General features: G+C 74.3%; 9 protein-coding genes. 5 read left to right on the forward strand and 4 right to left on the reverse strand.

Annotation, left to right across the window (positions count from 1 at the left end; genetic code table 11):
• Positions 1-8 precede the first annotated feature (8 nt).
• From ABD299_RS22405 to mtnA, 4 genes are read right to left on the reverse strand one after another with little or no spacing between them, the layout of a single operon-like run.
• Entirely contained in the window at positions 9-1,877 is a 1,869-nt protein-coding gene (locus ABD299_RS22405) for an LpqB family beta-propeller domain-containing protein (protein ID WP_425581395.1), read from the reverse strand.
• Positions 1,858-3,699, reverse strand: a complete 1,842-nt coding sequence (gene mtrB, locus ABD299_RS22410) for an MtrAB system histidine kinase MtrB (protein WP_344265690.1) — start codon at positions 3,697-3,699, stop codon at positions 1,858-1,860. The genes ABD299_RS22405 and mtrB overlap by 20 nt, the downstream gene beginning before the upstream one ends.
• Position 3,700: 1 nt before the next feature.
• Complete coding sequence (mtrA, locus tag ABD299_RS22415; RefSeq protein WP_344265693.1) at positions 3,701-4,378, reverse strand: two-component system response regulator MtrA; 678 nt, start codon at positions 4,376-4,378, stop codon at positions 3,701-3,703.
• Positions 4,375-5,466, reverse strand: coding sequence for an S-methyl-5-thioribose-1-phosphate isomerase (mtnA, locus tag ABD299_RS22420; protein ID WP_344265696.1), 1,092 nt, complete (start codon positions 5,464-5,466; stop codon positions 4,375-4,377). The genes mtrA and mtnA overlap by 4 nt, the downstream gene beginning before the upstream one ends.
• A 63-nt stretch (positions 5,467-5,529) precedes the next feature.
• Between mtnA and ABD299_RS22425 the strand changes: the two genes are divergently transcribed.
• Genes ABD299_RS22425 through ABD299_RS22445 form a run of 5 tightly spaced genes read left to right on the forward strand, consistent with a single transcriptional unit; the run spans position 5,530 to position 10,987 of the window.
• Positions 5,530-6,738 carry a DUF7544 domain-containing protein gene (locus ABD299_RS22425; protein ID WP_344265699.1) on the forward strand — a complete coding sequence of 403 codons (1,209 nt, stop codon included), beginning with the start codon at positions 5,530-5,532 and terminating at the stop codon, positions 6,736-6,738.
• A gap of 4 nt (positions 6,739-6,742) precedes the next feature.
• Positions 6,743-7,432: a DUF4129 domain-containing protein gene (locus ABD299_RS22430; protein ID WP_344265701.1), complete on the forward strand. Its 690-nt coding sequence runs from the start codon at positions 6,743-6,745 to the stop codon at positions 7,430-7,432.
• The gene (locus ABD299_RS22435; protein WP_344265706.1) at positions 7,429-8,715 is read left to right on the forward strand and encodes a DUF4350 domain-containing protein; all 1,287 of its coding nucleotides are present in this window, start codon (positions 7,429-7,431) and stop codon (positions 8,713-8,715) included. The genes ABD299_RS22430 and ABD299_RS22435 overlap by 4 nt, the downstream gene beginning before the upstream one ends.
• Entirely contained in the window at positions 8,712-9,677 is a 966-nt protein-coding gene (locus ABD299_RS22440) for an AAA family ATPase (RefSeq protein WP_344265709.1), read from the forward strand. Before ABD299_RS22435 ends, ABD299_RS22440 begins: the two co-directional genes overlap by 4 nt.
• Positions 9,677-10,987, forward strand: a complete 1,311-nt coding sequence (locus ABD299_RS22445) for a DUF58 domain-containing protein (protein ID WP_344265712.1) — start codon at positions 9,677-9,679, stop codon at positions 10,985-10,987. The genes ABD299_RS22440 and ABD299_RS22445 overlap by 1 nt, the downstream gene beginning before the upstream one ends.
• Positions 10,988-11,155: the final 168 nt, after the last annotated feature.

Here is an 11,155-nt window from a genome sequence, read left to right on the forward strand (position 1 = left end):
CGTCGTTCTCAGCCCGGGTAGACCGGCGCGTAGCCGTCCTCGGTGACCCGCTTCCAGTTCGCGTCCGGCTGGAGCCGGGCGATGCCGTTGGCCGTCTCGGCCAGCAGCAGCCGGCTCTCGTCCTCGGCTGCCGCGACACCGGTGACGTCGTTCAGCCCCGGCACACCGGCGGTGGTGGACGACGACCCGTCGGTCGCCACGTACTGCAGCTGCTCCACGCCGTCGGCCGGGCGCCCGACGACGACCAGCCTGCTGTCGCCGGCCCACGAGGCCGCGACGACGTTCTCCAGGTGCGGTGCCACCGGCCGCAGGCCCTCCACCGCCACCTCACCCGACTCCACCGTCCCGGTCCGCTCGATCCGGCCCAGCTGCAGGGTGGTCGTACCGTCGTCGCTGACCAGCAGCGCGATCCGGACACCGTCGGAGGCCACCCGCAGCGCCTCGATCCGCTGGTCGCCGCGCAGCCCGCGCACGGGTATCTCCCGCGGGGTCCCGCTGCCGCCGGCCAGGCGCAGCAGTCCCGGCCCGTCCGGTGCCCGGTCCGCGATCCACAGATCGCCGAGCCCGTCCCAGCTCGGGGCGCTGAGACCGCCCTCCTCACCCGCCGTGGCGCTCGCATACACCGGCGGCTCCAGGGGTTCGTCACCGGACAGCGGCGCCACGTACAGACCGCTGCCGTCCCGCGAGACCCCGGCGGCCAGCGTCTCGTCCCGGCTGACCGCGGCCCGGCGCAACTGGGTCTCCCGGTTCCCCAGCGCGCCGGCCGCCCGGTGCGGCCGCTGCTCGTTCTCCAGCACGTAGACCAGCGCGTGGTTGTCGTCCAGGAAGTACTGGCGGCTCGCGTTTCCGGCCAGCAGTCCGGGCGCGCGGTCCTGCGCCTGGGAGGCGGTCTGCGCGCACAGCTGTTTCCCGTCCGGCCCGGTCAGCCGCACCTCCCGCAGCTCGGTGGGGGCCAGCCCCTGCACCGTGTGCAGCAGCTGGGCGGCCATGCGCTCGCAGCGCGACCGCGGCTCCTTCGCGGAAACCCCCGCCAGGGGCACGGTCAGCACCCCGGAGTCGTCGACCGCGGCCCGCCGGTCACCGGCCGGACGCGCGTCCGCGGGAAACGCCGTGCGCGCCACCGGGGCCAGCCACTCGCTCGGCCCGGTCAGCAGCGCGGCCACCGTCTCGCCCACCGGGTCGATCCGGCGCCGGACATAGACCGGGTCGGCGACCAGCACGTTCCCCGCGCCCTCCACGGACTGGCTCTCGGGCCCCAGATCCGCGTAATAGAACGTGTTGACGGAGCGGTAGATGCGCCGGAAGTCCGCCTCGCCCAGCACCAGCCCGTCCGGCAGGGTGCCGATGCGCCACTCCCCGTCGACCTGCGTCAGCTGGAAGCTCTCCCGGTACGGCCCCTCGTCCGGGGCGTAGACGCGGAGCCCGTCGACGAAGGCCAGCCTGGTGCCGCTCAGCTCGATGCTGAACCTGTCCGCACCGTCCGGCTCGGGCTCGCTGACCATCGTCCCGAAGTCGGGCCCGGCGGACAGCACCGTGGTGCCGGCGAACGGGTCCCAGTCCTCCCGGCGTTCCGGCGTCAGATACTCCCGCGCGGTACGGAAGTCGGCCTCGTCGCTGGTGACGGCCTCCAGGAAGCCGCGCACGATCTGCTGCGGCAGGGCTCCCTCCTGCGGGCTGACTCCGAAGACCCTGACCTGGGAGTCTCCGTCGGCGCGCTGTCCGGAGTCGACACGCTGCACCTCTCCGCTGCCGGGCATGGAGGCGCAGCCGGTCAGCAGCAGAGCCCCTCCCGTCACGGCGGCGGCCAGCCGCCCGCGTATCCGGGAGCGGCGGGGGGAACGGGCAGCGCCGGCGGTGTCAGTACGCACGGGCGTCATCCTCCCGCGACTCGGCGGGGACAGTACCCGAGGACGCCGGCCCCCGCGGGCCGCCGCCCGGTCCGGTCCGGCTCGTGGAGAGCGCCGCGGTGCCCAGCGCCTGGGCGCGATTGCGCCGCGAGTCCTCCGGCTCCAGCGGGACCGGGGAGCCGCGCAGCACGGCCCCCGCGGTGCGCGGCAGGGTCAGGCGGAACTGGGCACCGCCGCCCGGCTCGCCCCACGCCTCCAGCCGGCCGCCGTGCAGATGGGCGTCCTCCATAGCGATCGACAGCCCCAGCCCGGTACCACCGGTGGTCCGGGCCCGGGCCGGATCGGCACGCCAGAAACGGCTGAAGACCCGCTCCGCCTCCCCGGGGCCCAGTCCGATGCCGTAGTCGCGCACGGCGATCGCCGCCGCTCCCCCGTACTCCGCGCCCTCGCCCAGAGCCAGCCGGACGACCACGTCGCGGCCCTCCCCGTGTTCGACCGCGTTCACCACCAGATTCCGCACCACCCGTTCGATCCGCCGGGGATCCACCTCGGCGATCACCGGCGAGGCGTCACCGCGCACCAGTACCCGGCTGCCCTTGCGCTCGGCGAGCGGCTCGGCGCCCTCGATCACCCGGCGCACCACGTCCCGCAGGTCGGTGGGCTCGGCGTCCAGGGCGGCGGCGCCGGCGTCGAACCGGCTGATCTCCAGCAGGTCGGCCAGCAGCGACTCGAACCGGTCGAGCTGGCTGAGCAGGAGTTCCGCCGAGCGCGAGGTGACCGGGTCGAACCCGTCGCGCGCCTCGTGGATGACATCCGCGGCCATCCGCACGGTGGTCAGCGGCGTACGCAGCTCGTGCGAGACGTCGGACACGAACCGGCGCTGCATGCGGGAGAGCTCCTCCAGCTGCTGGATCTTCATCTGCAGGCTGCGCGCCATCTTGTTGAAGGACTCGCCCAGCCGTGCGATGTCGTCCTCGCCGCTGACCTTCATCCGTTCCTGCAGCCGGCCCGCGGCCAGCCGTTCGGCGATCCGCGCCGCCATCCGCACCGGGGTCACGACCTGCCGCACCACCACCCAGGCGATGGCACCGAGCAGTACCACCAGGAAGACCCCCGCGGTGGCGATCGTGCCGGCGACCAGGGCCAGCGACTTCTCCTCCTGCGTGAACGGGAAGAGGTAGTAGAGCTGGTACTGGTACCCCAGGTTGTCGGTCAGCCGCTTGCCGACGATCAGCGCGGCCTCGGAACTGCCGTCGGGGCGCACGATGGTGCCGTACTGCCGGTGGATCGACGGGTTGGCGTCCAGCGCCTGCCGCAGCTCCTGCGGAATGCTCTCCTCGGGACGCACGTCCGGCGAGGCCCGCGGGCCCCGCGGTGCCACACCGCCCTCCCCGGCGAACGGGGTGCCGGACAGCTCGGAGCTGAGCGCGACCACCGAGTACACGCCCTGCCCGCCGCTGCCCAGCTGCTCCACGATCCCGGTCAGCCAGGTTCCCGGGTCGGGTGCCCGGCCGGCGGCCACATCCTCGGCCTCGTCCGCCGCCACGGCCAGGTCCGCCGCCACGGCGAAGCCGCCCTCGGCCTGGCTGATGGCCGTCTGCCGCTTGGCCTCCAGCAGTCCGTTGCGGACCTGGCCGATGACGACGATGCCCAGCACCAGCACCACCGCGAGGGACATCAGCAAAGTGGTGGCCACCACCCTCAGCTGGATGTTGCGCCGCCACAGCCGCAGCACGGGGAGCAGGGGCCCGCGGGCCCAGCGGCCGAAGATGCGGATGGCGGGCTGGGCGCGGGCACCCGTGGCCCCCTCGGGCAGCAGTCTCGAGCTGTGCCGCCACAGCCGGTCGGTCACGTCAGCCTGATCCTGCCTTGTAGCCCACGCCGCGGACGGTCACCACGATCTCGGGGCGCTCGGGGTCCTTCTCCACCTTCGAGCGCAGTCGCTGCACATGGACATTGACCAGCCGGGTGTCGGCGGCGTGCCGGTAGCCCCACACCTGTTCCAGCAGGACTTCGCGGGTGAAGACCTGCCAGGGCTTGCGGGCGAGGGCGACCAGCAGGTCGAACTCCAGCGGGGTCAGCGAGATGGCCTGGCTCCCGCGCTTGACGGAGTGCCCGGCCACATCGATCACCAGGTCGCCGATCGCCAGCTGCTCGGGCGCCGGCTCCTCGGAACGGCGCAGCCTCGCCCGGATCCGGGCGACCAGTTCCTTGGGCTTGAACGGCTTGACGATGTAGTCGTCGGCCCCGGACTCCAGGCCGACCACGACATCGACCGTGTCGCTCTTCGCGGTGAGCATCACGATCGGCACCCCGGACTCGCCCCGGATCAGCCGGCACACCTCGATACCGTCCCGGCCGGGAAGCATCAGGTCGAGGAGCACCAGGTCCGGCTTGATCTCCCGGAATGCGGCGAGGGCCTTGTCACCGTCCGCGACGAACGACGGCTCGAAGCCCTCCCCGCGCAGCACGATGCCGAGCATCTCGGCCAGAGCGGTGTCGTCATCGACGACCAGTACGCGTCCCTTCATGCCTTCATCATCCCATTACCCGATCGTGACGTCTGCGGAAGTGATCCAGAACACACTGTGGCGATGTTTGGCGCGGTGACCGGGGAAGCCACCCCGCGCTCGGTGACCACGGCGGTCACCAGCGCCGCCGGAGTCACATCGAACGCGGGGTTGTACACGCGGGCCCCCGCGGGCGCCACCGGCACCCCGGGGATCAGCTCGGCCACCTCGTGCGCCGGGCGCTGCTCGATCTCGATGGCCCCGCCGTCCGGAGTGTCCAGGTCCACCGTCGTGGTGGGGGCCACCACGACGAACGGCACCCCATGATGGCGTGCCAGCACCGCCAGCGGATAGCTTCCCACCTTGTTGGCCACCGAGCCGTCGGCGGCGATCCGGTCGGCACCGATCAGCACCGCGTCCACCTGTCCCGCGGCCAGCAGCGAGCCCGCCGCGCCGTCCGCCAGCAGGGAGTACGGCATGCCCTCGCGGGCCGCCTCGTAGGCGGTGAGACGGGCACCCTGCAGCAGCGGGCGGGTCTCGTCCACCCACAGCCGCTCCAGTTCTCCCGACTCGTGCACCGCGCGCACCACCGCCAGCGCGGTTCCACCGCCTCCCGACACCAGAGCGCCGGTGTTGCAGTGCGTCAGCAGCCGGTGTGGCCGGCCGGGCAGCAGTCCGCTCAGCAGCTCCCGCCCGTGCGCGGCCATCCGCTCGCTCGCCTCGGCGTCCTCACGGTGCAGGGCCCGGGCCTCGGCCAGCGCCGCCGAGGCCCCCGCCGGGCCGCCGCCCACCGCCCGGTACGCGTCCAGCGCGCGGCGGACGCCGTACCCGAGATTCACCGCGGTGGGCCTGGCATCCGACAGCGACCGCGCGGCCCGCGCCACGTCGTCGCCGCGGGCCGCCGCCAGGGCGACCCCGTAGGCACCGGCCAGGCCGAGCACCGGCGCGCCCCGTACCGCGAGGGCCCGGATGGCTTCCACCAGCCGGGGTACCTCCGTACACACCAGTTCCACCTCGGCCCCCGGCAGCCGGGTCTGGTCGAGCAGCACCAGCGCCGGTCCGTCCGGCGGCTCCGCCCAGCGCAGCGTCGGGAGCATCTGTTCAGCCATTCGAACAGTCTGCCAGTACGGCGCCATGGCACGATGGGCGCCAGGACCCGTGAAGGAGCGATGATGAGCGACTCACCGGGCTGGACCTCGCCCGGCTCCCCCCGCCCCGAGGACGGCGCCGGGCCCGACGGCACCGCGGACGGCCGCCCCCGGCTGGACAAGCCCGGGCCCTCCGGAGGAAGTTCCGGCGGAACCGGGCAGCCGCAGGGGTGGCAGGCAGCCCCGCCGCCCGGTCCGGCCGGCGCCCCGGGTTCTTCCGGCCCGTCCGGCTGGAGCGGGGGAGGCGGCTGGAGCGGTCCGCCGGCCGGGAGCATCGCGCCCAGGCCGGGCGTCATCCCGCTCCGCCCGCTCGGCGTGGGCGAGATCCTGGACGGCGCGGTGTCCACCGCCCGCGCCCACTGGCGGACGGTGCTGAGCATCACGCTGGGCATCGCGATCCTCGTCGAGCTGTTCTCCATCCTCGCCATGCGCACCTGGCTGGGCGACAGTTCCGGCTTCGCCGCCCTGGAGAACAACCCGCAGCCCACCGAGTCCGAAGTCCGCGACGCGATGGGCGACCTGTTCGGCTTCAGCTCGGTTGTGGGCATCTTCACGCTGCTGGCCACGGTGCTCGCCACCGCGCTGCTCACCATCGTGGTCGCCCGCGCGGTGCTCGGCCGGAGCGTCACCCTCGGTGAGGCGTGGCAGGATGCCCGCCACCGGCTGCTCAGGCTGCTCGGCCTGGTACTCCTGGTCGTCCTGATCACCGTGGGTGCCCTCGTCGTCCCCATGCTGCTCGCCGCAACGACCGGCAGCCTCGCGCTGACGGTGCTGGCCTTCTTCGGCGGTCTGGTGCTCGCGGTGTGGCTGGGCGTCCGGCTCTCCCTCGCCACTCCCGCCCTGATGCTGGAGCGCGAGGGGATCCGTGACGCGATGCGCCGCTCGTGGAAGCTGGTGGGCGGCTCCTGGTGGCGGGTCTTCGGGATCCAGTTGCTGGTCGCCGTGCTGCTGCTGGTGGTGGCGGGCGTCATCGAGTTCCCGGCCTCGATCATCGCCGGTCTCGTCTCGGGGGAGGGCGCCGGCAACGTCTTCGACGGCAGCGTCACCGAGCTGAGCTGGACCTACCTGGCGGTCAGCGGCATCGGCTCGGTCCTCGCCTCCACCGTCACCCTGCCGATCAGCGCCGGCACCACCGCACTCCTCTACATCGACCAGCGCATCCGCCGCGAGGCCCTCGACCTGGAACTGGCCCGCGCCGCGGGCGTGGACGACGAGCCGGGTGCGGGGAGCTGAGGCCGTGAGGCAGGCGCTGGGGGTCGCCGGGCGCCGGGCGGAGGAGCCCGGCCCACCACTGACCGTTCCCCGTGCCCCGGCCCGCGAGGCGGCCGAGGAGGAGCTGTCCCGGCAGATCTACGCCGACCAGCGGCCGGGGCTCTTCCGCCGGGCCTTCGACTGGGTCTGGGAGCACGTCTTCGAGGTGCTCGACTCGCTCGCCATCCGCACCCCCGGGGGGTGGTGGGGCCTGGCCGTCATCATCCTGCTGGTGGCGGCGCTCGTCGTCGCCCTGCGGATGCGGCTCGGCCCGTTGCGCGGCACGCCCACGGGCCGGGGCGACGGCACACTGTTCGGGGAGCGGCTCCGCACCGCCGACGAGCACCGCGCGGCCGCGGCGGAGCACGCCGCGGCGGGCCGCTGGAACGAGGCGGTGCAGGAACGGCTGCGGGCGATCGTCCGCTCCCTGGAGGAACGCGCCCTGCTCGACCCCCGCCCCGGCCGCACCGCCGACGAGGCCGCCGCCGAGGCCGGGCGGGTCCTGCCCGGCCTGGCCGCCCGGCTGCACACCGCCTCCGGCGTCTTCGACGCCGTGACCTACGGCGGGCAGCAGGCCGGTCCGCAGGACCACGCCCAGCTGCACACCCTGGACGAGGAGCTCGCACGCACCAGACCGGACCTCTCCGCCGTGCCTCCCGCCGGAGCCGCCCTGTGACCGCCCCCGCAGCCCCACCGGTCCCGCCGGAGCCGGACACTCCGCCCCGGGCCCAGGCACCGTCCCGGGCCACCTCCCCCGACGCCCGCCACCTGTGGCGGCGCAGCCGCGGCCCGCTGCTGGCCGCCGCCGTGCTGGCGCTCACGGGCCTGCTCATCGCCTTGCTCAGGGCCGGTGACAGCGGTGTCCTGCATCCCGGGTCCGCCACCCCCAACGGCAGCCGGGCGATCGCCGAGCTCCTGGCCGCCCGGGGGGTGGAAACCACGGTCGTCACCAGTGCCGAGGAGGCGGCCGACGCCGCGGGCCCGGACACCACCGTCCTGGTCACCCGCCCCGACGCCATCGGCCCGGCGCTGCGCCGGAGCCTGCACGAAGCCACTTCCGGCAGCGGCGGCCGGACCGTCCTGGTGGCCCCCGGCGAGACCGCCCTGGAGACCTTCGCCCGCGGCGTCCGCCCGGCGCCACCCGTCGGGACGGCCGAACTGGAGCCCGGCTGCGAGGCCGAGGACGCCGTGCGGGCGGGCAGCGTGGATCTGGGCGGCTTCCGCTACGAGATTCCCGGACCCAGCGCCCGGGCCACCGGCTGCTACCCCAGCGACGGCCTGCCCACCCTGGTCACGCTGCGCTCCACCGACGGCCCCGGCGAGGCCGGGGCGGAGGGCGACACCGTCCTGCTGGGCGCCCCCGACATCCTCTACAACGAGCGCCTGGACCGTCACGGCAACGCGTCGCTGGCGATGCAACTGCTCGGTACCCGCCCGCACCTGGTGTGGTACCTGCCGTCGGCCGCGGACGCGCCGGCCGCCGACGAGGCCGTGGGCTTCGCCGACCTGATCGACCCGGCCTGGCGCTGGGCGGCCCTGCAACTGGTCATCGCCGTGGCGCTGGCCGCTCTGTGGCGCGCCCGGCGGCTCGGCCCGGTGGTGACCGAACGGCTGCCGGTGGTGGTGCGCGCCGCCGAGACCACCGAGGGCCGGGCCCGCCTCTACCACCGGGCCGGCGCACGGGACCGGGCCGCCGAGGCCCTGCGGACCGCGACCCGCGACCGGCTCGCGCCCCTGGTGGGAGTCGCCCGCTCCGGCGCCCACTCCGGCGAGGAGCTTCTCCCGGCGCTGGCCTCCCGCACCGGCGAGCAGCCGCAGCTGCTGCGCGGGCTGCTCTTCGGGCCCGCCCCCGCGGACGACGCCGGGCTGGTGCGTCTGGCCGACGACCTCCGCGCCCTGGAACGGCGCATGGCACCGATGACCACCTCAGCGACGAAAGACAAGGACCGCAGCTCGTGACCGCTCCCACCACAGGAAGCCCGCACGCCGCCCTGGAGGCGCTGCGCGTAGAGATCGGCAAGGCCGTCGTCGGCCAGGACGCGGCCGTCACCGGCCTGGTCGTCGCGCTGCTGTGCCGGGGACACGTGCTGCTGGAGGGGGTCCCCGGGGTCGCCAAGACGCTGCTCGTGCGGGCCCTGGCGACCGCTCTGGATCTCGGCACCAAACGCATCCAGTTCACCCCCGACCTGATGCCGAGCGACGTCACGGGGTCTCTGGTGTACGACGCGCGCACGGCGGAGTTCTCCTTCCAGGCCGGACCGGTCTTCACCAACCTGCTGCTCGCCGACGAGATCAACCGCACGCCGCCGAAGACGCAGGCGTCATTGCTGGAGGCGATGGAGGAACGGCAGGTCTCGGTCGACGGCCTGCCGCGACCGCTGCCCGACCCGTTCGTCGTGGTGGCCACCCAGAACCCCATCGAGTACGAGGGCACCTATCCGCTGCCGGAGGCGCAGCTGGACCGGTTCCTGCTGAAGCTGACGCTCCCGCTGCCCTCACGCGAGCACGAGATCGATGTGCTGAACCGGCACGCGGGCGGCTTCGATCCGCGCGACCTGAAAGCCGCCGGGGTGCGGCCGGTGGCCGGTCCGGACGAGCTGGCGGCGGCCCGGGAGGCCGTCGGCAAGGTGACGGTCTCCCCCGAGGTCGCCGGCTACATGGTGGACCTCTGCCGGGCGACCCGGGAGTCGCCGTCACTGGCCCTGGGCGCCTCCCCGCGCGGGGCGACCGCCCTGCTGAACACCTCCCGTGCCTGGGCCTGGCTGTCGGGGCGCAGTTATGTGATCCCCGACGACGTGAAGGCGCTGGCGCTTCCGACTCTGCGGCACCGGGTGCGGCTGCGGCCGGAGGCGGAGATGGAGGGCGTCGGCGCCGACCAGGTCATCACCGGCATCCTGGCGCACGTCCCGGTTCCCCGCTGATGGCGATCTCCGGCCGCACCGCACTGCTCGCCGCGCTGGGGACCCTGGTCGTCGGTGCCCTGCCCGGCTGGCACGGCATCCTCGCCGTGGGCCTGCCGCTGCTCGCGGCCGTCGTCCTGGACCTGGCCCTGGCCGCGCCGGTCCGGCCGCTGCGGTTCCACCGGGACGGTGCGACCTCGGTCCGGGTGGGTGAGCCGGCCCAGGTCCACCTGACGGTCACCAATCCGTCCGGGCGCCGGCTGCGGGCCGATGTGCGGGATGCCTGGCCTCCCAGCAGCTGGCAGCAGCCCCGGGAGGCCTACAGCGCGGCCAGGCACCGGCTGACCGTGCCCGCGGGCGAGCGCCGCCGGCTGACCACGACCCTGCGCCCCACCCGCCGCGGGTCGCGCTCCGCCGCCCGGGTCACCGTGCGGTCGCACGGCCCGCTGGGCCTGGCCGCGCGGCAGGGCAACCACGAGGTTCCCTGGTCGGTGCGCGTGCTGCCGGCGTTCTCCAGCCGCAAGCACCTGCCGGGCAAGCTGGCCAGGCTGCGCGAGCTGGACGGGCGTACCACGGTGCTGACACGCGGTGAGGGAACGGAGTTTGACAGCCTGCGGGAGTACGTGCCCGGTGACGAGGTGCGCTCGATCGACTGGCGGGCCACTGCCCGGCAGTCCTCGGTGGCCGTCCGCACCTGGCGCCCGGAGCGGGACCGTCACCTGGTGCTGGTGCTGGACAGCGGCCGGACCTCGGCGGGCCGGGTCGGGGATGTCCCGCGTCTGGACGCGGCCATGGACGCGGCCCTGCTGCTGACCGCGCTGGCCTCCCATGCGGGAGACCGGGTCGATGTTCTCGCCTACGACCGCAGGGTCCGGCTGTCGGTGCGGGGCCGGACGGGGTCGGAACTGCTGCCCGCGGTGGTCACGGCCCTGTCCTCGCTGGAGTCCGCGCTGATCGAGACGGATGCGGCGGGCATGGTCTCGGCGGCCCTTGCCGGCGCTCCGCGCCGGTCTCTGATCGTGCTGTTCACCGGACTGGACAGCAGCCCGGTGGAGTCGGGGCTGCTGCCCGTGCTTCCCCGTCTCACCCGCCGCCACCACGTGATGGTGGCGGCGGTGGGTGATCCCCGGATCGCCGAGATGGCCCGGGCCGGCGGCTCCGTGGCAGGCGTCTACGAGGCAGCGGCGGCGGCACAGTACGAGGTCGAGCGCCGCCGCACGACGGCGCTGCTCAGGCAGCAGGGCGTGACGGTCGTCGAGGCGGCTCCCGAGGGGCTTGCCCCGGCTGTCGCGGACGCCTATCTCGCTCTCAAGGCCGCCGGCCGGCTCTGAATGCCCTCCCCACCGGCCCTCCGGCACGGCACGGCATTCCGCGGGCGGGAAGCAGGAGGCGGCCCCGGAAGGCGGGAGCAACAAAAGAAGAGGGCCCGCCGGTTTCCCGGCAGGGCCCTCTCGTCAAAGTTTGTTCGGCGGTGTCCTACTCTCCCACACGGTCCCCCA

This window comes from Streptomyces sodiiphilus (assembly GCF_039529215.1).
Taxonomy (GTDB): Bacteria; Actinomycetota; Actinomycetes; order Streptomycetales; family Streptomycetaceae; genus Streptomyces; species Streptomyces sodiiphilus.